The organism is Massilia sp. DJPM01 (assembly GCF_030348125.1).
In the GTDB taxonomy this organism is placed as follows: domain Bacteria; phylum Pseudomonadota; class Gammaproteobacteria; order Burkholderiales; family Burkholderiaceae_D; genus Telluria_A; species Telluria_A frigida.
On record NZ_JAQOZV010000031.1, the window covers coordinates 49357 to 70394 of the forward strand.

General features: G+C 63.4%; 18 protein-coding genes. 9 read left to right on the forward strand and 9 right to left on the reverse strand.

Going from position 1 to position 21038, the window contains the following annotated elements; translation table 11 throughout:
* Nucleotides 1-1554: a murein biosynthesis integral membrane protein MurJ gene (murJ, locus tag PO883_RS19750; protein WP_289311266.1), complete on the reverse strand. Its 1554-nt coding sequence runs from the start codon at nucleotides 1552-1554 to the stop codon at nucleotides 1-3.
* A gap of 233 nt (nucleotides 1555-1787) precedes the next feature.
* Here murJ and rpsT point away from each other — a divergent pair, with 233 nt between their 5' ends.
* A complete protein-coding gene (rpsT, locus tag PO883_RS19755; protein WP_054267030.1) occupies nucleotides 1788-2051 on the forward strand; it encodes a 30S ribosomal protein S20 in 264 nt (87 codons plus the stop codon).
* 225 nt (nucleotides 2052-2276) lie between these two features.
* On the opposite strand, the gene PO883_RS19760 is transcribed toward rpsT, so the two are convergent.
* Nucleotides 2277-2840, reverse strand: coding sequence for a pseudouridine synthase (locus PO883_RS19760; protein WP_289311267.1), 564 nt, complete (start codon nucleotides 2838-2840; stop codon nucleotides 2277-2279).
* Nucleotides 2841-3073: 233 nt separating this feature from the next.
* On the opposite strand from PO883_RS19760, the gene icd reads away from it, so the two are divergent.
* Entirely contained in the window at nucleotides 3074-4327 is a 1254-nt protein-coding gene (gene icd, locus PO883_RS19765) for an NADP-dependent isocitrate dehydrogenase (RefSeq protein ID WP_289311268.1), read from the forward strand.
* A 127-nt stretch (nucleotides 4328-4454) separates the two neighbouring features.
* On the opposite strand, the gene PO883_RS19770 is transcribed toward icd, so the two are convergent.
* Nucleotides 4455-5180: a sterol desaturase family protein gene (locus tag PO883_RS19770; protein WP_289311269.1), complete on the reverse strand. Its 726-nt coding sequence runs from the start codon at nucleotides 5178-5180 to the stop codon at nucleotides 4455-4457.
* Between the two features lie 269 nt (nucleotides 5181-5449).
* Between PO883_RS19770 and PO883_RS19775 the strand changes: the two genes are divergently transcribed.
* Together PO883_RS19775 and PO883_RS19780 are read left to right on the forward strand one after the other, a co-directional pair.
* On the forward strand, nucleotides 5450-7516 hold the full coding sequence (locus PO883_RS19775) for a S8 family serine peptidase (protein ID WP_289311270.1): 2067 nt from the start codon (nucleotides 5450-5452) through the stop codon (nucleotides 7514-7516).
* Between the two features lie 133 nt (nucleotides 7517-7649).
* The gene (locus PO883_RS19780; protein ID WP_289311271.1) at nucleotides 7650-8288 is read left to right on the forward strand and encodes a glutathione S-transferase family protein; all 639 of its coding nucleotides are present in this window, start codon (nucleotides 7650-7652) and stop codon (nucleotides 8286-8288) included.
* Here the strand turns inward: PO883_RS19780 and PO883_RS19785 are convergent, their stop codons facing one another.
* Together PO883_RS19785 and PO883_RS19790 are read right to left on the reverse strand one after the other, a co-directional pair.
* The gene (locus PO883_RS19785) at nucleotides 8289-8780 is read right to left on the reverse strand and encodes a GNAT family N-acetyltransferase (protein WP_289311272.1); all 492 of its coding nucleotides are present in this window, start codon (nucleotides 8778-8780) and stop codon (nucleotides 8289-8291) included.
* A 62-nt stretch (nucleotides 8781-8842) separates the two neighbouring features.
* Nucleotides 8843-9046, reverse strand: a complete 204-nt coding sequence (locus tag PO883_RS19790) for a cold-shock protein (RefSeq protein ID WP_010395943.1) — start codon at nucleotides 9044-9046, stop codon at nucleotides 8843-8845.
* Between the two features lie 320 nt (nucleotides 9047-9366).
* On the opposite strand from PO883_RS19790, the gene clpS reads away from it, so the two are divergent.
* Both clpS and clpA read left to right on the forward strand, forming a co-directional pair.
* Nucleotides 9367-9669, forward strand: a complete 303-nt coding sequence (gene clpS, locus PO883_RS19795) for an ATP-dependent Clp protease adapter ClpS (protein ID WP_099881541.1) — start codon at nucleotides 9367-9369, stop codon at nucleotides 9667-9669.
* Complete coding sequence (gene clpA / locus PO883_RS19800) at nucleotides 9666-11966, forward strand: ATP-dependent Clp protease ATP-binding subunit ClpA (protein WP_167085502.1); 2301 nt, start codon at nucleotides 9666-9668, stop codon at nucleotides 11964-11966. The genes clpS and clpA overlap by 4 nt, the downstream gene beginning before the upstream one ends.
* Before the next feature lie 66 nt (nucleotides 11967-12032).
* Here the strand turns inward: clpA and PO883_RS19805 are convergent, their stop codons facing one another.
* A complete protein-coding gene (locus tag PO883_RS19805) occupies nucleotides 12033-12425 on the reverse strand; it encodes a hypothetical protein (protein WP_289311273.1) in 393 nt (130 codons plus the stop codon).
* Between the two features lie 360 nt (nucleotides 12426-12785).
* Here PO883_RS19805 and PO883_RS19810 point away from each other — a divergent pair, with 360 nt between their 5' ends.
* Nucleotides 12786-14378 (forward strand): phage tail sheath subtilisin-like domain-containing protein, encoded by a 1593-nt coding sequence (locus tag PO883_RS19810; RefSeq protein ID WP_289311274.1) that lies wholly within the window; start codon nucleotides 12786-12788, stop codon nucleotides 14376-14378.
* A 38-nt stretch (nucleotides 14379-14416) separates the two neighbouring features.
* On the opposite strand, the gene PO883_RS19815 is transcribed toward PO883_RS19810, so the two are convergent.
* The 3 genes from PO883_RS19815 to prpR all read right to left on the reverse strand — a co-directional run bounded on the left by PO883_RS19815 (nucleotide 14417) and on the right by prpR (nucleotide 18741).
* The gene (locus PO883_RS19815) at nucleotides 14417-15607 is read right to left on the reverse strand and encodes a PLP-dependent aspartate aminotransferase family protein (RefSeq protein WP_289311275.1); all 1191 of its coding nucleotides are present in this window, start codon (nucleotides 15605-15607) and stop codon (nucleotides 14417-14419) included.
* The gene (locus PO883_RS19820; protein WP_289311276.1) at nucleotides 15604-16980 is read right to left on the reverse strand and encodes a cystathionine beta-synthase; all 1377 of its coding nucleotides are present in this window, start codon (nucleotides 16978-16980) and stop codon (nucleotides 15604-15606) included. Before PO883_RS19820 ends, PO883_RS19815 begins: the two co-directional genes overlap by 4 nt.
* Nucleotides 16981-17136: 156 nt before the next feature.
* Complete coding sequence (gene prpR, locus PO883_RS19825; RefSeq protein WP_289311277.1) at nucleotides 17137-18741, reverse strand: propionate catabolism operon regulatory protein PrpR; 1605 nt, start codon at nucleotides 18739-18741, stop codon at nucleotides 17137-17139.
* A gap of 207 nt (nucleotides 18742-18948) precedes the next feature.
* On the opposite strand from prpR, the gene prpB reads away from it, so the two are divergent.
* Together prpB and prpC are read left to right on the forward strand one after the other, a co-directional pair.
* Complete coding sequence (gene prpB, locus PO883_RS19830; RefSeq protein WP_167085510.1) at nucleotides 18949-19833, forward strand: methylisocitrate lyase; 885 nt, start codon at nucleotides 18949-18951, stop codon at nucleotides 19831-19833.
* Between the two features lie 32 nt (nucleotides 19834-19865).
* On the forward strand, nucleotides 19866-21032 hold the full coding sequence (prpC, locus tag PO883_RS19835) for a 2-methylcitrate synthase (RefSeq protein WP_289311278.1): 1167 nt from the start codon (nucleotides 19866-19868) through the stop codon (nucleotides 21030-21032).
* Nucleotides 21033-21038 lie beyond the last annotated feature (6 nt).

Genomic DNA, 21038 nt, shown 5'->3' on the forward strand with positions numbered 1-21038 from the left:
TCAGCGCCCGCTGCGCTTGAAATCCTTGAAGCGGAAGCCCAGGCCGAACAGCACCACGAAATACGCCGTGGCACTGCCAGCCACGATGGCGAACAGGGCGCCGGCGCGCAGCCATGGCTGCGCTTGCAGTGCGGCCCAGTCGAACTGGATCTTGCCGTACCAGGCGATCAAGCCCATCACCGCCACGGCAATCACGAGCTTGGCGAAGAACATCAGCCAGCCCGGCTGCGGCACGTAAATGGCGCGCTTGCGCAGCATGCTGTACAGCACGGCCGCGTTCAGGCAGGCGCCCATGCCGATCGACAGCGCCAGTCCGGCCACGCCTTCCAGCAGCGGCACGAATACCAGGTTCATCAGCTGCACCGCGACCAGCACCCCGATGGCGATGCGCACCGGCGTGCGCACGTCCTGGCGCGCGTAAAAGGCGGGCGTGAGTGTCTTGACCAGGATGATCCCGACCAGGCCCGCGCTGTACGCCATCAGCGGCATGGCCGCCGCGTGGATGGCCTTGACGTTGAAGGCGCCGTAATGGAACAGGGTGGCGATCATCGGTTCGGCCAGCGCGGCCAGGCCGACCGAGGCGGGCAGGGCCAGCAGGAAGGTCAGGCGCAGGCCCCAGTTGAGCAGGGCCGAGTATTCGGAGGTGTCGCCCTCGGTATTCGCCTTGGCCAGGCTGGGCAGCAAAATGGTGCCCAGCGCCACGCCCAGCATCGCCGTGGGAAATTCCATCAGGCGGTCGGCATAGGTCAGGGCCGAGACGCTGCCGGCGCCCAGGCGCGAGGCGATGCCGGTATTTACAAGCAGGCTGATCTGGGCGGCGGAGACGGCGAACACGGCCGGCCCCATCTTCTTGAGCATGCGGTGCACGCCCGGGTCGCGCAGGGCGGCGATGGGATTGAGCGAGATGCGCGGCAGCATGCCGATTTTCATCAGCGAGGGAATCTGGATGCCCACCTGCAGCAGGCCGCCGACCACCACCGCGAACGCCATCGCGTAGATCGGCTGTTCGAGGCGCTGGGCCAGGAACAGCGAGGCCAGGATGAAGGAAATATTCAGCAGCACCGGGGTGAAGGCGGGAATCTTGAACTGGCGCCAGGTATTGAGGATGCCGCTGGCCAGCGAGACGAAGGCCATGCAGATAATGTAGGGGAACATCACGCGCGTCATGAAGATCGCCGCCTGCCCGGCCTGGGGCGTCTGCTTGGAGGTGTCCATGACCCACTTGATCAGCAGCGGCGTGGAAATGATGCCGGCGATGGTGATCAGCAGGGTCGACCAGATCAGCACCGTGGCCACGCTGTCGATCAGCGGGCGCGTACCCTGGTCGCCATGCTGGGCCTTGACGTCGGCCAGGATCGGCACGAAGGCCTGGGCGAAGGCGCCCTCGGCGAACATGCGGCGCAGCAGGTTGGGAATGCGGAAGGCGACGTTGAAGGCATCGGTATATTCCGAAGCGCCGAAGGCGCGCGCGAAAAGGCTTTCGCGCAGCAGGCCGGTGACGCGGGACAGCATGGTCATGCTGGAGATGGCAGCCAGGGTTTTGAGCAAGTTCATGGGCCGGGATTATAGCCCGGCAAGAGTGGCGCGGAGGGGGGCGCCGGACAAATGTTGATTTTTGAATTGCCCTTGCCGAAAGTTTTCGCTATAATCGAAGGCTGTACAGAATTCTGTTACGCAGACACTAATGTTTGGCAGGCACTGGTTTGACACACAAGGTGTAGAAAAAACACTGGTTTGACAGACGCTATTGTTTGCAAACGCAACTTGACCCCGATTTAGGAAATTCCATGGCAAATACCGCACAAGCACGCAAGCGCGCTCGTCAAGCAGTTAAGCAAAACGCTCACAATTCGTCGCAGCGTTCGACCCTGCGTACCGCTATCAAAGCAGTGCGCAAGGCTATCCAGGCTGGCGACAAAGCGGCTGCAGCATCGATCTTCCAGGCATCCGTGTCGACCATCGACAGCATCGCCGACAAGAAAATCATCCACAAGAACAAAGCAGCGCGTCACAAGAGCCGTCTGGCTGCTGCTCTGAAAGCGCTGGCTTAATAGCCCGTGCCGCCGCGCGGACTTCGGTCTGCCGGCTGAGCTTGTGAGCATGTCAAAAAACCCGCCTGGCTTCGGCCACGGCGGGTTTTTCTCGTGTGTTTCGGCCTGAAAGGCGCGTGTGCGCTTGCATGAAAACTGTCGCCCCCGCGCCTTGGCGCGGGGGCGACGGCTATGAAGTCAGTGGTCAACACGGTGCAGCTCACTCTGACCCCGGTTAGAAAATCTTCAGATTTTCTTCATGTCGCCGGCTGGCACTTCCACCCATTCCCCGGGCATCAAGGGGTGCGTCGCCAGCGAAAACGGCCCGATGCTGCTGCGTACCAGCCGCAGGGTCGGCAATCCCACCGCGGCCGTCATGCGCCGCACCTGGCGATTCTTCCCTTCCTGTAAAGTGATCGCGATCCAGCTGGTCGGCTTGTCGGCGCGCACCCGGATCGGGGGCGTGCGCGGCCACAGCCAGCCCGGTTCGGCAATCTGTACCGCGCGGCAGGGCTTGGTCACGAAGTCGCCCAGGTCGAGCGGCGCCCGCAGCCGCGCCAGCGCGTCCGCATCGAGCGCACCGTCGACCTGCACCAGGTAGGTCTTGGCTTGCTTGTGATCGGGATGGGCGATGCTGTGCTGCAGGCGGCCATCGTCGGTGAGCAGCATCAGCCCCTCGCTGTCGGCGTCCAGCCGGCCGGCCGGGTAGATGTTGGGCGTGCGCAGGTAGTCGGCCAGCGATGCGCGTCCCGGCTGGGGCGAAAACTGGCATAACACCTGGAACGGCTTGTTAAATAGAATGAGGGGCATAATTGCGTGGTTGGGAAGAAGTTGGGCCCGCCGTTCGGCTGGCGTGCCAATTGTTAGTGTCGCAAAATCGTAGCGCCTAGTAAAATACTGGTGCATAATGTGAAACGCGCGTCTTATGTCTTATAGAAGACTACAACTCTCGTCGTTTTTATAGTAACCAATTCAGATTGCAGACCATGCCTGACAGACGCAACGATGTTGCTGCCTGCTATGCGTCCACTTCGGAGATCACGATGTATCAACATATCAAAGTACCTGCTGACGGCCAAAAAATCTCGGTCAATGCCGATTTTTCGCTGAATGTACCAGATAATCCAGTCATTCCCTACATCGAAGGCGATGGCACCGGCGTCGATATCAGCCCGGTCATGATCAAGGTTATCGACGCAGCCGTGGCCAAGGCCTACGGCGGCAAGCGCAAGATCAGCTGGATGGAAATCTATGCCGGCGAGAAATCGACCACCGTGTACCGCCCGGACGTGTGGCTGCCGGAAGAAACCCTGGAAGTGCTGAAGGACTACGTTGTGTCGATCAAGGGTCCGTTGACGACTCCGGTCGGCGGCGGCATCCGTTCGCTCAACGTCGCCCTGCGCCAGCAGCTCGACCTGTATGTCTGCCTGCGTCCAGTGCGCTACTTCACCGGCGTGCCTTCGCCAGTGCGTGAGCCAGAGAAGACCGACATGGTCATCTTCCGCGAAAACTCGGAAGATATCTACGCCGGTATCGAATACCAGCAAGGTTCCGAAGGCGCCAAGAAACTGATGGATTTCCTGATCAAGGAAATGGGCGTCACCAAGATCCGCTTCCCTGAGACGTCCGGCCTGGGCATCAAGCCAGTGTCGATCGAAGGCACCGAGCGCCTGGTGCGCAAGGCGATCCAGTACGCGGTCGACAATGACAAGCCTTCCGTGACGATCGTTCACAAAGGTAACATCATGAAGTACACCGAAGGCGGCTTCCGCGACTGGGCGTACGCACTGGCACAGAAAGAGTTCGGCGCTGAGCTGATCGATGGCGGCCCATGGTGCAAGTTCAAGAATCCGAAGACCGGCCGCGACATCATCGTCAAGGATTCGATCGCCGATGCGTTCCTGCAGCAGATCCTGTTGCGTCCGGCAGAGTACAGCGTCATCGCGACCCTGAACCTGAACGGCGACTACATTTCCGACGCGCTGGCCGCACAAGTGGGCGGTATCGGTATCGCTCCGGGCGCCAACCTGTCCGATTCGGTGGCCATGTTCGAAGCGACCCACGGCACCGCGCCCAAGTACGCAGGCAAGGACTATGTGAACCCGGGTTCGCTGATCCTGTCGGCTGAAATGATGCTGCGCCACATGGGCTGGCTGGAAGCGGCTGACCTGATCATCTCGTCGATGCAGAAATCGATCGCCTCGAAAAAAGTCACCTACGACTTCGCCCGCCTGATGGAAGGCGCGACCCAAGTGTCGTGCTCCGGTTTCGGCGATGTGATGATCGAGCAGATGTAAGCTTGCCGCTGCGCTCAGGCGCGGCGCGATGGCCCCGTTCTCGCAAGAGGGCGGGGCTTTTTTAATTTTTGGCGCGCTTGCATGGGCATTGCATGGTGCGCCGTGCCCAACGTACCGGGCCCGGTCGCTACGGTGCGTCCCGGTGCACGTCGCGGTAAGCCAGCATGTCGAGCAGGCGTTCCTCTTTTTCCGCATCAAAACCGCAGCTCGCCTCGAAGCGCGCCGGGTTCTCGTAGGTTCCGAACAGCATGTCCCACCACACGATATCGCCGTAGTTGTTCTTGTGCCGTCCGTACTGATGGTGAATGCGGTGCATTTCCGGGCGCTGGAAGACGTAGCCGATCCAGCGCGGCGTGCGCACGCTGGTGTGATAAAAGAACTCCCCCAGCGCCGTGCACAGCGTGTAATACGCGCCCGCTTCCGGCGATAGCCCCAGCGTGGTGTAGACCAGCAGGCTGCCGATGATCGAGTTGACCAGCATCTCGCCGGGATGCTTGTAGAACGAGGTGATCACTTCGATGCGGCGCGGGCTGTGGTGAATCTGGTGAAAATGCAGCCACAGCCAGTCGACTTCATGGCGCCACCGGTGCCACCAATAAAACACGAAGGTGGCGATGAAGTAGGCCAGCAGAGCGCCCGCGACCGGGTCCAGGTAGTGCGACAGATGGAATAGCGAGACGGACGATAGCCAGCGCTCCCAGCTGAATCCGGCCAGCACGACGATGCCCAGCTGGGCGGCGTTGATCAGGAGTACGCGCAGGGGCCAGCTGCGAATCTTGGGCAATGTCCAGCCCGGTATGACGCGTTCGAGCACGAAGCAGGCCGCGAAGACGGCGAAGATGGTGGGTAGCACGGTAACGCTCCTTGGCGGTGTCGGAAAATCAGTCTGGCACGCCCGCGCAAGGAGTAAAGGTGGCGCTGGCCGGGTGGCGCCCCGCAGTACCTTTGGTAGCGGCTGGCGGTGCCGCGGGGGAGGACTTGCCCGCGCGTTGATAATATATTTCCTAAAATGTAAGAATGCTTTAATAGCAATCGGTTTATACTTTCCTTGTTGTTGATATTTAAACAACTCAACCTGCATATTCACCTGATGGAATCTGCTGACCACTACAAGGAAAAAAAATGACAAAAATGATGAGCAAACGTGTGTGTGCAATGGTCGTGAGCGGTGTGCTCGGTGCGGCTGCGCTGCCCGGCCTCGCCGGCGCCCAGAATGGCGGCGCTGCGCCAGGCACGCCGGCAAGCAACATGGCGGCGCTGCAGAAAGCGGAAGCGGCCCTGCAGGCGCCGATCCGCAATGAAGCCGGCACCATCCATTACATCGTGCTGTTCGCCGACACGGCCGCGCAAAGCTATTCCGCCAAGGCAGTCAGCGATCCGCGCTTTGGCGCCGAGCACGATGGCAAGGTGATGCGCCTGCTGCACGAGGTCGAAGCGGCGCACCGGGTCGCCGCCACCCATGCCTACAGCCACACCCTGCAAGGCTTCGCCGCCTATCTGACCGAGCAGCAAGTAGCGGCGCTGCGGCGCGATCCGCGCATCAAGGCGGTGGCGCCCAACATGAAGGCCGATGCCAGCGCGAGCGCCGTGTGGCAGGACGTGCAGGTCGGCGCGAGCACCTTGCCGTGGGGCGTGCAAGCCGTGGGCGGCAGCGCGAACAGCAACGGCGCCACCAGCGTGTATGTGATCGACAGCGGCATCGGCAACCACGTGGACGTGCCGGTCAGCGCGCGCTGGAATGCGCCTGGTGCCTGCTCGATCGGCAAGTATCCGCATGCAACCTTCGTCGCCGGCATCATCGCGGCCAGGAACGATCAGCTTGGCGTGACCGGGGTCAATGCCGGCGCCAAGCTGGTCTCGCTCGCTTACGGTGACCCGACATGCGCGGTGGGCAGCGGCAGCCTGGCCAATGTGATCGCCGCCCTGGACGAAGCCAAGCGCCGCATCCAGGCCGAGGGCCGCATGGGCGTGGTCAATCTGTCGAGTAACTCGCAGCTGGTTAATCTTCCGCCCGCGCGCGCGCCTATTGCCGCCGCGTTCCTGGCCAGCGTGCGCTCCCTGATCGCACCCAACAGCGCCACCGGCTATCGCGGCGCGGTGTTCGTGCAGTCGGCCGGCAACAACTACCGCGACGCCTGCGCTTACAGCTTCAACGACCGCCTGCCGTCCGACGGCGCGCTGGTGGTCGGCGCGATCGATAGCAATGGCCAGCCGGCCCAGCCCTTGAATGGCAGCGGCGCCTTCCTGCCGCTCGATCCCAAGGGGCTGGTCGAGATGGGTTCGAATTTCGGCAATTGCGTCGATGCCTGGGCCCCTGGCAAGTCGGTCAGGTCGACCTGGATGAATAGCTACGCTTCCACCTATGTGGTCAGTTCCGGCACCTCGTGGGCGGCGCCCCACGTCAGCGCGCTGGCGGCGCGCCTGATGGAAACCACGCCTACCCTGCGCACCCCGGGCGAGGTGGAAAACGCGATTCGCGCGCGCCTGGCCAGCGGCGGTGCGCTGACCCAGGGCACGCCGCTGCGGGTGGCGAGCATCTCCGGCGCCGCTTACAAGGCCAAGCCGACGGTTGAATTCAAGATCGGCGGCCAGGCCTCGTCGCCCAATCCACCCATGCTCGGCGTGGCGCCCAACCCGGTGCTCAGCGCCACCAGCGCCTTCGAGCTGCGCTACGAGGCGCTCGGTGCCCAAAGCTGCGACCTGCGCGCTTACGTCGACAACAATCTGGTCGAGCAGAAGCTGGCTGGCCCGACCACCTTCAACTGGGGCAGCGTGACGCGTGGTCCGGGCCTGCACCGCTGGGATCTGGAATGCCGTGGCGCCAACGGCGAGACCAATAGCGCCAGCGCCTCGGCCCGCGTGCCACGCGGATTGGAGCCGGTCATCACCTTCAGCGTCGATGGCGTGGCCATGCCTCCCGAAGGCAGTCTCATCATGCCGGCCAATGTCCCCGTCACCGTGTCGTACCAGGCCACGAATGCGACCTCGTGCACGGTCGAGGCTGCGCGCCGGCTGCCGGTGGAGTTCTGGGAAACGTGGTACGCGAACAAGAACGCGCCCACCTCCCTGCGCTGGGAGCCGCTGAAACCGGTGAGCGGCGCCCAGTACAACTGGACTGCCGTTTGCGTTAATCGCAATGCGCCTGGCGCACCCGAGTCGCGCGCGTTCCAGTTCATCTACGGCGAATAAGGAGTAGAGGGGGCGCGCCGCTTGCGGGTGGCGGCGCGCCTCTGGCTACGGGCGCTGCCGGGCAACGGTGGCGCATGGCGGCGCGCAACGGTTTATGATCTTGAACTGGATCCTATTTTCGGAGAATGCCGCCATGTTGACGATCAGTGCTTTTCAATACGTTCCGCCCTTTGCCCAGGGCGTGGTGCGCGATTTGCGCGTGCGCTGGGCGCTGGAAGAGGCCGGCCTGCTGTATGAAACCCGCCTGATCGGTCCAGCGGACCAGCAATCGCCCGACTACCTCGCGCTGCAGCCCTTCGGGCAGGTGCCGATGATGCAGGATGGCGAACTGACGCTGTTCGAGTCGGGCGCCATCGTGCTGCACATCGCGCAGCGCAGCGGCGCCCTGTTTCCCAGGGAGGAAGCGGGCAGGGCGCGCGCGGCCACCTGGATGTTCGCGGCGCTCAATACCGTCGAGGTGCCGATCCAGCAACTGGCCGCGATCGACCTGTTCTTCGCCGATGAAGAGTGGGCCAGGCTGCGCCGCGCGGGCGCGGTGGAGGAGGTCCACCTGCGTCTGAAGCAGCTGGCCGCGTGGCTGGGCGAGCGCGAGTACCTGGACGGCGCGTTCAGCGCGGGCGACCTGATGATGACCACGGTGCTGCGCATTCTGCGCCACACCACGATGGTCGATGACTATCCCACGCTCAAGGCCTACCAGCTGCGCTGCGAGGCGCGTCCGGCCTTCCAGAAAGCCTTGCGCGACCAGATGGCGGCGTTTGACAAAACCTGATCAGGAAGGTTTGCCGAGCACCCACTGCACCAGTCGGTCGCCGTCGGCATCGGTCAGCGTGGCGCCAGCGGCGAAGCCGAGCCGGGCGGCAATGCGCGCCGACGCCGTATTGTCCTGATCGATCTGCGCCAGCACCCGTTCCACCGCCGCGTCGGCAAAGGCGATGCGTGCCAGTTCGCGCACGGCGGCCGTGGCGATGCCCTGGCCGCGGCACGCGGGCGCGACGCCATAGCCGATCTCGACCTGGCCGTCGACGGGAATATCCTTGAATCCGCAGGCACCGACCACCATGTGGTCGCTGGCACGCAGCATCAGGAAGCTGGCGCACCAGGCGGCGCTTTTGCCCGCCTCCAGCAGGCCCAGCGCGCGCTGCGCGACAAAGGCGGGCGGCAGGGCGCCGGCGGCGGCGCGGCCGGATACATGGTCGGGAATGCGCGACGCGGCAAGCGTGCGCAGGTCGGCAACGCCGAGAAGTTGTAAGATGATCGTCATGGATGGGGTGCGGGCATAAAAAAACCCCGCTCGGAAGCGGGGTTTTTTACATCGGGGATTGCTTATGCAGCCTGGATGTTGGAAGCTTGCTTGCCTTTAGGGCCTTGCGTGACTTCGAATTGAACTTTTTGACCTTCTTTGAGGGTCTTGAAACCGTTCATGTTGATTGCGGAGAAGTGCGCGAACAAATCTTCGCCGCCGTCATCTGGAGTGATGAAGCCAAAACCTTTGGAATCATTGAACCACTTAACTGTACCTGTTGCCATAAAAGAACTTTCAAAATTATAACCAATCACACGAGCCATAAAAGCAAGAAGCTTCTGCCCCCTCCTCAGCCTGCTCACTTCTTATCAACAAGTACATAAGTACAAGTCGATAACCGCATTGTTGGTTGAAAAAATATCCAAGTCAAGCGCTTTTGCGTCGGAATTGCCAAATTCTTCACACTCTGCGAAAAAGCAACTCTTGATTTAGCGAATCGGGTCGCCATCTGCGCAGTGATCGGAAAACGCGTAAGATGGAAAACAAATGTAAATGCCCTGATATTTACCCATAGCATCATCGTTGAAAGCATTAGAATAAGCGTATGGCCACTAAGCAAGATACCGAACAACTGCTGGAGCGGCAGACGGTCAAGCCGCCGCCGCTGTACCAGGTAGCCCTACTGAACGATGACTACACGCCCATGGAGTTTGTGGTCGCCGTCATCCAGGAATACTTCAACAAAGACCGAGAGACGGCCACGCAGATCATGCTGTCCGTCCATCGTCATGGCAAGGGAGTGTGTGGCGTGTTTTCCAAAGATATAGCCTGTACCAAAGTGGAGTTTGTATTAACGCATGCGCGCAAGGCGGGGCACCCCCTGCAGTGCGTGATGGAGGAAGTATGATTGCGCAGGAATTGGAAGTCTCTTTACACATGGCCTTTGTCGAAGCCCGGCAAGCACGGCATGAGTTCATCACCGTTGAGCATTTGCTGCTGGCGCTTCTGGACAACCCATCGGCTGCGGAAGTGCTGCGCGCCTGTGCTGTCAACATAGAAGACCTGCGCAAGACGCTGACCAACTTCATCGGCGACAACACCCCGACCGTGCCCGGCACGGGCGAGGTGGACACGCAGCCGACGCTGGGCTTCCAGCGGGTGATCCAGCGCGCCATCATGCACGTTCAGTCAGCCTCGAACGGCAAGAAGGAAGTCACCGGCGCCAATGTGCTGGTGGCGATCTTCGGCGAAAAGGACTCGCACGCGGTCTACTACCTGCACCAGCAGGGCGTGACCCGCCTCGACGTGGTCAATTTCATTTCGCACGGCGTGCGCAAGGACCAGCAGGTCGACTCGCAAAAAACGTCGGAAGGCGTGGAAGAGGCGCAAGTCGAAGGCCAGGCCAAGGAAAGTCCGCTCGACCAGTTCACCCTGAACCTGAACAAGGCCGCTGCCGAGGGCAAGATCGATCCGCTGATCGGCCGCGAGGACGAAGTCGACCGCGTCATCCAGATTCTTTGCCGCCGCCGCAAGAACAATCCGCTGCTGGTCGGTGAAGCCGGGGTCGGCAAGACCGCGATCGCCGAAGGCCTGGCTTGGCGCATCACGCAGGAAGAAGTGCCCGAGATCTTGCAGAATGCCATCGTGTATTCGCTCGATATGGGCGCGCTGCTGGCCGGCACCAAGTACCGCGGCGACTTCGAGCAACGCCTGAAAGCGGTGCTCAAGCAGCTCAAGGAAACCCCGCACGGCATCCTGTTCATCGACGAGATCCACACGATCATCGGCGCCGGTTCCGCGTCCGGCGGCACGCTCGACGCGTCCAATCTGCTCAAACCGGCGCTCGCCAATGGCCAGCTCAAGTGCATCGGTGCGACCACGTACACGGAATTCCGTGGCGTGTTCGAAAAAGACCACGCGCTGTCGCGCCGCTTCCAGAAGGTCGACGTCAACGAGCCGACCGTCGAACAGACGGTGCAGATCCTGCGCGGCCTCAAGTCGCGCTTCGAAGAGCACCACGGCGTGAAGTATTCCTCGTCGGCGCTTTCCACCGCGGCCGAACTGGCGGCGCGCTTCATCAACGACCGTCATCTGCCCGACAAGGCGATCGACGTCATCGACGAAGCCGGTGCGGCGCAACGCATCCTGCCCAAGTCGAAGCAGAAAAAAACCATCGGCAAGGCCGAGATCGAGGACATCATCGCCAAGATCGCGCGCATCCCGCCGCAAACGGTCAACCAGGACGACCGTAGCAAGCTGCAGACCATCGACCGCGACCTGCGCAACGTGGTGTTCGGCCAGGAGCCTGCCATCGATGCGCTGTCCTCGGCGATCAAGATGGCGCGCGCCGGCCTGGGCAAGACCGACAAGCCGATCGGTTCCTTCCTGTTCTCCGGTCCCACGGGCGTGGGCAAGACCGAGGTAGCCAAGCAACTGGCCTTCATCCTCGGCATCGAGCTGATTCGCTTCGACATGTCGGAATACATGGAGCGCCACGCCGTCAGCCGCCTGATCGGCGCGCCGCCGGGCTACGTCGGTTTCGACCAGGGTGGCTTGCTGACCGAAGCCATCACCAAGAAGCCGCACGCGGTGCTGCTGCTCGACGAGATCGAAAAAGCGCATCCGGATATCTTCAATATCCTGCTGCAGGTGATGGACCATGGCACCCTGACCGATAACAACGGGCGCAAGGCGGACTTCCGCAACGTGATCATCATCATGACCACCAATGCCGGCGCCGAGAGCCTGACCAAACGGTCGATGGGCTTTACCGACTCCAAGGCGGCGGGCGACGAGATGGCCGACATCAAGCGCATGTTCACCCCGGAGTTCCGCAACCGGATCGACGCCACCATCAGCTTCCGCGCACTGGACGAAGAAATCATCCTGCGCGTGGTCGACAAGTTCCTGATGCAGCTGGAAGAACAGCTGCACGAGAAGAAGGTCGAAGCCATCTTCACCGAGAAACTGCGCAAGTTCCTCGCGAAGAAAGGCTTCGATCCGCAGATGGGCGCGCGGCCGATGGCACGCCTGATCCAGGACATGATCCGCAAGGCGCTGGCCGACGAACTGCTGTTCGGCCGCCTGGTCAGCGGCGGCCGGGTCACGGTCGACATGGACGAGAAAGATGCGGTCACGCTCGAATTCCCCGAGTCCGACGCGTCGCCTCCACCGGCGGCACCGGAAACGGTCGAAATCGAATAAGCACCGGCAGCAAGCAAAAAGCCCGCGGACGACGCGGGCTTTTTTTATGGCGGCGGCAAACAGGCCTCAGCGCAGGCGGCCCACATAGTTTTGTACGCTGGCGGCGCGCGCGCTCAGGGCGGCGGGAGCGGCCCTGGGCGCCTCGGCCGCCGCCGCCGCCGGCGGCGCCACCTGGGCCGACGGCGCGCGCGCCAGCAGCGGTGTTGTGGGCCGCGCCACGAACAAGCCACCCTCGCCGAAATAGATTTCCCGCAGCCGCGCGCCGATCTGGCGCAGGTCCTCGTCGCCGCTGGCGTCGGCCACTCCCAGCACATGGCGGCAATAAGCGGGATCGATGCGCATATAGTCGATATCGGTCACGCGGCCTTGCCCGCGGCGCAATATCACATGCATACGCGACATGAGTGCAAAAGCCTGGTTTTCCAGCTTGGCGAGGGTGATTTGCCCGGTCGTGGTCATCAATCGAATCCTTTATGGTGCAATACATGGCCGGATCATTTGCCGGATAAACAACTTCTTTGCATATTGCATGCCAGGCTGTGCGCACCAATCACGCCGGATTAACCCGCTACGCATACATTGCGCACCATCGCGGTACGCGCGCGCCCGCCTTGTGGCACCAAAACCTTGCATAAGTTTCATTAATAGCCACTGTTTTGTTTCCGCTTGCAGCGCTGTCAAGCTTGTTGCGCAAAGCTATTGCCGAGTCCGCCACCTCCATTGATATATGTCAAAGGTATCGTTTTCAAAAAGCATCTAATAGCTAGGTCACAGCAAATTATTGCCGTCGTTTATCAAAATATGAAACAGGAGATCTCCATGCATGCCGCACTGAGCTATGCCAGCACCGCTCCCGAGCAGCTATCCGCCGCACTGCATCCGATCGCCGCCGTGGCCACATCGGTGGCCGCGTTTGTCGGACGCGCCTTGCGCGGCCCGGTCGACGAACCGGTCGGCGTCGCCAGCTTCGCCGAATTCGAGCGCCAGTTCGGCGGCCTGTGGGCCGACAGTGCCCTGGGCTACGCCGTGCGCGATTTCTTTTTGAATGGCGGCGCCAAGGCCGTCATCGTGCGCCTGTACCGCGCCCCGGCGCCGGTCGACGGCACGCTGCGCAGCCATGCCATCCTGCGCGCCGGCGCCCTGACCTTGCGGGCGCGCGATCCCGGCACCTGGGGCAATGCCCTGCAGGCGCGGGTCGACCACGAGCTGCTCTCGGGCGACCCGCACAGCTTCAATCTGTCGGTGCGCGACAGCGTCAGCGGCCATGTGGAAGTATTTCGCAACGTGTCGCTGGGCGCCTCCCACCCGCGCCGGATCGACCTGGTCTTGCGCAGCGTGTCGCGCCTGGTGACGGTCAGCGGCGAGCTGCCCGCCGAACGCCCGGCCGCCAATCCGCGCCCGGCGGACGAACACGGCGACGCCTGGGATAGCGGCGCGGCCAGCAATACGCGCGTGGCCGTGGCCGACCGCGCCGGCACCGAGCTGCCGCTCACGCTGGCGGACTTCATCGGCAGCGGCAAACTGGCCGCCAGGGCCGGGCTGTATGCGCTGGCGCGGGCCGACCTGTTTAACCTGCTGTGCATCCCGCCCTACCTGGACAACGGCGGCGACCTGCTCGACGGCGGCGTCGACGATGCCCTGGTGGCCGAAGCGGCCGCGTATTGCGAACTGCGGCGCGCCATGCTGCTGGTCGACCCGCCGCCCGCATGGAACAGCGTCGACAACGCCGTCGAAGGCGTCGCCGCGCTCGGCACCAGCAGCCGCAATGCGGCGCTGTTCTTCCCACGGCTGCTGCAAGCGGTCGAGCAGCGCAGCGGAGCCCTCACGCGCCTGGTGCCATGCGGCGCGGTGGCCGGCATCATCGCCCGCACCGATCACCAGCGCGGCGTGTGGAAAGCGCCGGTGGGCATGGATACCACCCTGGTCGGGGTGCCGGGACTGAGCGTGCCGGTAAACGACGGCGACGGCACCATGCTCAACTCGCTCGGCATCAACTGCCTGCGCAGCATGCCCGGGGCAGGGCGCATTGTCTGGGGCGCGCGCATCCTGCACGATGACGACCCCGATGGTACCCAGTGCAAATGCATGCCGGTGCGGCGCACCGCGCTGTTTATCGAAGAGAGCCTGGTGCGCGGAACACGCTGGGCCGCGTTCGAGCCGAACGACGACCAGCTGTGGGCCCAGGTCCGCCTGAACATCCACGCCTTCATGGTCGGCCTGTTCCGCCAGGGCGCCTTCCAGGGCAAGGCGCCGCACGAAGCGTTCTTTGTCAGCTGCGGGCCGGAGACGACCACCCAGGACGATGTCGAGCACGGGGTGGTCAACATCACCGTCGGCTTTGCGCCGCTCAAGGCTAGCCAGTTCGTGCTGGTGCATGTCCAGCAAGCCGCCGGCCAGGTGCGCAGCCACTGAGCGGCTGCGCGCCAGCCGATCCAGCCGGCTGAGCCGCCTCAGATTTCCGCGAGCGCGGCGCGCAAGTCGTCGCGCAGGTCTTCCACGTGCTCCACGCCGACCGACAGGCGCACCAGCCCATCGCTGATGCCGAGCAGCGCGCGCTGCGCCGGCGGAATGGTCGCATGCGTCATCAGGGCAGGGTGCTCGATCAGGCTTTCGACGCCGCCCAGGCTCTCGGCCAGGGTGAACACGTCGCAGCGTTCCAGGAAGCGGCGCGCGCCGGCCAGGTCGGTATTGAGCTGCAGCGAGATGATGCCGCCGAAGCCGTTCATCTGGCGCTTGGCCAGTTCGTGCTGCGGATGCGATGCCAGGCCCGGGTAGTAAACGCGGGTGACCTTGGACTCTTTTTCCAGCCATGCGGCCAGGTCCAGCGCGCTGGCGCAGTGGCGCTCCAGGCGCAGCGCCAGCGTCTTGATGCCGCGCAGGACCAGGAAGCTGTCGAACGGCCCCTGGATCGCCCCCACCGAATTTTGCAAGAAGCCCAGCTGCTCGGCCCATGCCGCCTTGTGCTCGCCGGCGCCCACCACGGCGATGCCGCCGATGACGTCCGAATGGCCGTTCATGTACTTGGTGGTCGAGTGCACCACGATGTCCATGCCCAGTTCCAGCGGACGCTGGACGATCGGACTGGCGAAGGTGTTGTCGCACACCGAAATGATGCCGCGTTCGCGGCAGATGTCGCCGATGACTTTCAGGTCGGCCAGCTTGAGCATCGGGTTGGTCGGCGTTTCGACCCACACCATGCGCGTTTCCGGACGCAGCGCGGCCAGCAGGGCGGCCGGATCGGTCAGGTCGACATAGGTGAAATCGTGGCCCGCGCTGCGCCGGCGCACGCGCTCGAACAGGCGGTAGGTGCCACCGTACATATCGTCGCCGGCGATGATGTGCGAGCCGGCATCGGCCAGTTCCAGTACGGTCGAAATGGCGGCCAGCCCGGAGGCGAAGGCAAACGCCTGCGCGCCGCCTTCCAGGTCGGCCACGCAGCGCTCCAGCGCCCAGCGGGTCGGGTTGTGCGAGCGGCCGTAGTCGAGGCCCTTGTGTACGCCGGGGCTTTCCTGCACGTAGGTGGAGGTGGCGTAAATCGGCGGCATGACCGCGCCGGTCGACGGGTCGGGCGACTGGCCGCCGTGGATCACGCGCGTGGAAAGGTGTTTTTTGCTGGTGGAGTCGGTCACGGGTTTATTCACGATAGGGTCCTGCGCAAGTGGTTAAGAAGGTCGAAGCGGGTAATCAGGCCATAGAAGTGGCCTGCGTCGCTGATCACGGCGGTCAGGCCGCGGTCGAGTATATCGCGCAGTTCGGCCATGCTGGCGGACGGCCGCAATGTTTGCAGTTCCGACGTCATGGTGCCGCCGACCGCGTCGCGAAAGCGGGTGGCGTCGCCGGTCACGTGCAGCAGCAGGTCCGACTCGTCGAGGATGCCGGCCAGGCGGCCATGGTCGATCACCGGCAGTTGCGCCAGGTCGGCGCTGCGCATGCGGTTGAACGCCGTGAGCAGCGTGTCCGACGGCGCCACGGTGACCACGTCGCCATCGTCGAAGCGGCGGCCGATCAGGTCGCGCAGGTCGCCCAGGGCAGGGCGCTGGAGCAAGCCCTGGTCGACCATCCAGCCGTCGCTGTACACCTTGGTCAGGTAGCGCGTGCCGGTGTCGCACACAAAGGTGACCACGTTTTTCGGCGTGGTCTGCGCGCGGCAGTAGCGCAGTGCGGCGGCCAGCAGGGTGCCGCTTGACGAACCGGCCAGGATGCCTTCTTCGCGCAGCAGCATGCGCGCGCTGCCGAAACTGTCTTCATCGCTGATGGTATAGGCGCTTTTCACGCGCGACAGGTCGGCGATGGCGGGAATGAAATCTTCGCCGATGCCTTCCACCGCCCACGAGCCGGCGTCGTCGCGCAGCACGCCGGTGTTGATGTAGTCGGCCAGGATCGAACCCTCGGGATCGGCCAGCACGAATTCCAGCTTTGGCTGCACCGTTTCAAAATAGCGCGACAGGCCGCTCAGGGTGCCGGAGGAGCCGACGCCGACCACGATGGCGTCGAGATCGTGGCCGGTCTGTTCCCACAGTTCCGGGCCGGTGGTGCTCTGGTGGGCCAGCGGGTTGGCCGGGTTGTTGAACTGGTCGGCGAACCACGAGCCGGGAATCTCGCGCGCCAGGCGCGCCGCGTAATCCTGGTAATACTCCGGATGGCCTTTGCCGACGTCGGAGCGGGTCAGGTGGATTTCGGCGCCCAGGGCTTTCAAGTGCAGGATTTTTTCGATCGCCATCTTGTCGGGCACGACCAGCACCACGCGATAGCCTTTCAGGCGCGCGACCAGGGCCAGGCCGAGGCCCGTATTGCAGGCGGTGGCTTCGACCACGACGCCGCCGGGTTTGAGGCTGCCGTCGGCTTCAGCCGCTTCGATCATGGCGCGGCCGATGCGGTCCTTGATGGAGCCGCCGGGATTTTGCGATTCGAGTTTGAGGAACAGGCGGCACGGACCGGTGTCGATACGGGTTACTTCGATCAGCGGGGTATTGCCGATCAGGGAAAACAGGGCGGGCTGCGGTGCGGATGACATGAATACCTCCGAAAGCCGGGCTTGGCGGCCTTGTGGGCAGCCGCTCCGGCGGAAAAAGGGCGGATCATAGGCAAGAGTCGACGGCAATGGAACGAATGATTTTATGCTTCGATATATGAATTCTGATCCGATTTGCGCAAACGTCCAGCGTTGTCGTCAGCCGCGCGATTTCAGTTTGCGCCATAAGGTGGTGCGGCTGATGCCCAGATGCGCGGCCGCCTCGTCGCGCCGTCCACCGAAGCGCGCTAAAACCTGCTCCACCGTTTCTGCCGCCGGTACATGTGCGGCCGGCGGCGCCTGCACATCGCGGCCCAATTCCGGCGCAACCGACAGCACAAAGGCCGGCGTCAGCGCCTGCAAAGGCTCGGCCGCCAGAAACAGCGCCACCCGCTGCATCAGGTTGCGCAGTTCACGTACATTGCCCGGCCAGGCGTAGCGTTCCAGCAGCGGCGCGCAGCCCGCCATCTCGGCATGCAGGTTCGGATGCGGCCTTGCCCCCAGCGCCGCCAGCGCATTCTTGAGCGACCACTCGGCCAGCGCCACCACATCCCCGCTGCGTTCGCGCAGCGGCGGCAAGGCCAGGCGCAGCACCGCCAGCCGGTAAAACAGATCTGGCCGAAAGCGTCCCTCGCGCACCCGCTGTTCCAGGTCGCAGTGGGTGGCGCTGACCACCCGCACATTGATCGCAACCGGACGTGTGCCGCCAACCCGCACCACCTCGCGCTCTTCCAGCACGCGCAGCAGGCGCGTTTGCAGCGGCAGCGGCATTTCGCCGATTTCGTCGAGGAACAGCGTGCCTCGGTTGGCCGCCTCGAACAGGCCCGCGTGGCCGCCGCGCCGCGCGCCGGTAAACGCACCTTCCTCGTGTCCGAACAGTTCCGATTCCAGCAGCGACTCGGCCACCGCGCCGCAATTGACGGCCACGAACGGCCGGTTCGCACCCAGGCTGCGCGGGCTCTCGCGATGAATCGCCTGCGCCACCAGTTCCTTGCCGGTTCCGGTTTCGCCTTCGATCAATACCGTGGCGGGCGAGCGCGCATACAGCACCACAGCCTGGCGCAAGGTCTCCATCGCTTGCGACTCGCCGCGCAAGTCGTTCAGGCCATGCCTGGTGCGTAGCGTGTCGGTGACGACCGGACGCCGCCCGCTGTTCGATTCGAGCTGGGTCAGGCGCGCCAGTTCGAGGGCATCGTCGAATGCATGGCGGATCGACGCCGCCGAATACACGAACACGCCGGTCAATCCCGCTTCCTCGGCCAGGTCGGTGATCAGTCCCGCGCCGACGATGGCCTCGATCCCGGCCGCTTTCAGGTCGTTGATCTGGGCGCGTGCGTCTTCTTCCGTCACGTAGGTGCGCTGTGCGATATGAAAGCCGAAGGTGCTGGCAAATTCGGCCAGCTCGGGCAACTGCTGCTGATAGGTGATGACGCCAATCCGCTCGGCCACGCGGCGCGCGCGCGCCAGCGCCTGCATCACGTCGAAGCCGCTGGCCTTGGCGATCACCACCGGCACCGACACGCGCCCCTTGAGGTAGGCCGCGTTCGAGCCGGCCGCAATCACCACGTCGCAGCGTTCGGTGGCCATGCGCTCGCGGATATGGCGCGCCGCCTCGTCGAAGCCGAGATTGACCGGCTCGATCGACGCCAGGTGGTCGTATTCGAGCGTGATATCGCGGAACAGGTCGGACAGGCGCGACACGGAAACGGTCCAGATGACCGGCTTGTCGGGAGCGTCGCCAGCGGTGCGGGAGGAGTAGGACATGTTTCAATTTTACCGCAGTTGCGTTTCACGCGTTTCATGTTGCAACATGTGTGAAACGTTTCGCCTACGGCAGGGCGTGTTTCAGTCGCACGCAACACATTGAATTTAAAGATGTTTCTTGCATTGCTAACGCAGCGATGCGTGTGGCACGCCCCTTGCAATGCACACCGCATGGCATTCCAACGCATCAACCGAGGAGAAAACGCAATGAGAGAATCACGAGGCGCGATGTTCCGCCGCGCAGTCCAGGAAGAGTCCCCCTTGCAGGTGGTCGGCACCATCACCGCCTACACCGCGCGCATGGCCGAACAAACCGGCTACAAGGCCGTGTACCTGTCCGGTGGCGGCGTGGCCGCCAACTCGCTCGGCATGCCGGACCTCGGCATCAGCACCATGGACGATGTGATCACCGATGCCCAGCGCATCACCGACACCTGCGGCCTGCCGCTGATGGTCGACATCGATACCGGCTGGGGCGGCGCCTTCAACATCGCGCGCACGATCCGCCACATGATCCGCGCCGACGTGGCGGCGGTGCACATGGAAGACCAGGTCTCGGCCAAGCGCTGCGGCCACCGTCCGGGCAAGGAAATCGTCAGCAAGGAAGAGATGGTCGACCGCATCAAGGCCGCCGTGGACGCCCGCCATGACGAAAGCTTCGTCATCATGGCGCGCACCGATTCGCTGGCCGTCGAAGGCTTGAACGCCGCCATCGACCGCGCCTGCGCCTACGTCGAAGCGGGCGCCGACATGATCTTCCCGGAAGCGATCACCAAGCTGGAGATGTACAGCCAGGTGCGCGACGCGGTCAAGGTGCCGATTCTCGCCAACCTGACCGAATTCGGCGCGACCCCGCTGTTCACGCTCGACGAACTGCGCTCGGCCAAGGTCGACATCGCCCTGTACTGCTGCGGCGCCTACCGCGCCATGAACGCGGCCGCCCTCAATTTCTACAAGACGCTGCGCGCCGAAGGCACCCAGAAAAACGTCGTCTCGACCATGCAAAGCCGCATGGAGCTGTACGACTACCTTGGCTACCACGAGTACGAGCAAAAGCTCGACTCGCTGTTCGCCCAGGGTAAAGAAAAGTAATCAGACCAATTGACAAGAATCGCGGAGTTCACATGACTGACATCACCACCCCGGCCGAAGCCGTCCCGTTCAAGCCGAAAAAATCGGTTGCGCTGTCCGGCGTCACCGCCGGTAACACCGCACTGTGCTCGGTCGGCAAAACCGGCAACGACCTGCACTACCGCGGCTACGACATCCTCGACGTCGCCGACAGCTGCGAGTTCGAAGAAATCGCCTACCTGCTGGTGCACGGCAAACTGCCGAACGACGGCGAACTGCGCGGCTACAAGGCGCACCTGAAATCGATGCGCGGCCTGCCGCAGGCGGTCAAGAGCGCGCTCGAAGCGCTGCCGGCATCGAGCCACCCGATGGACGTGATGCGCACCGGCGTGTCGACCCTCGGCTGCGTGCTGCCCGAAAAAGATGACCACAACGTGCCAGGCGCGCGCGCCATCGCCGACCGCCTGATGGCGTCATTCGGCTCGATGCTGCTGTACTGGTACCACTTCAGCCACAACGGCCGCCGCATCGAAACCGAAACCGACGACGACTCGATCGGCGGCCACTTCCTGCACCTGCTGCACGGCGTCAAGCCGCCAGAGGCCTGGGTCAAGGCGATGCACACCTCGTTGATCCTGTACGCGGAACACGAATTCAATGCTTCGACCTTCACCGCGCGCGTGATCGCCGGCACCGGTTCCGACATCCACTCGGCCATCACCGGCGCGATCGGCGCGCTGCGCGGACCGAAACACGGCGGCGCCAACGAAGTCGCGCTCGACATCCAGAAGCGCTACGAAAACCCGGACGAAGCCGAAGCCGACATCCGCAACCGCGTCGCCAACAAGGAAGTCGTGATCGGCTTCGGCCACCCGGTCTACACCGTGTCCGACCCGCGCAATAAAGTGATCAAGGAAGTGGCGCGTTCGCTGTCCGAAGGCGCCGGTTCGACCAAGATGTTCGACATCGCCGAGCGCCTCGAAACGGTCATGTGGGAAGTCAAGAAGATGTTCCCGAACCTGGACTGGTTCTCCGCCGTGTCGTACCACATGATGGGCGTGCCGACCGCGATGTTCACGCCGCTGTTCGTCATCTCGCGCACCTCCGGCTGGGCCGCCCACGTCATCGAGCAGCGCATCGACAACAAGATCATCCGCCCGAGCGCCAACTATGTCGGCCCGGACGACCTGACCTTCGTGGCGCTGGCCGAGCGCAAATAAATATAA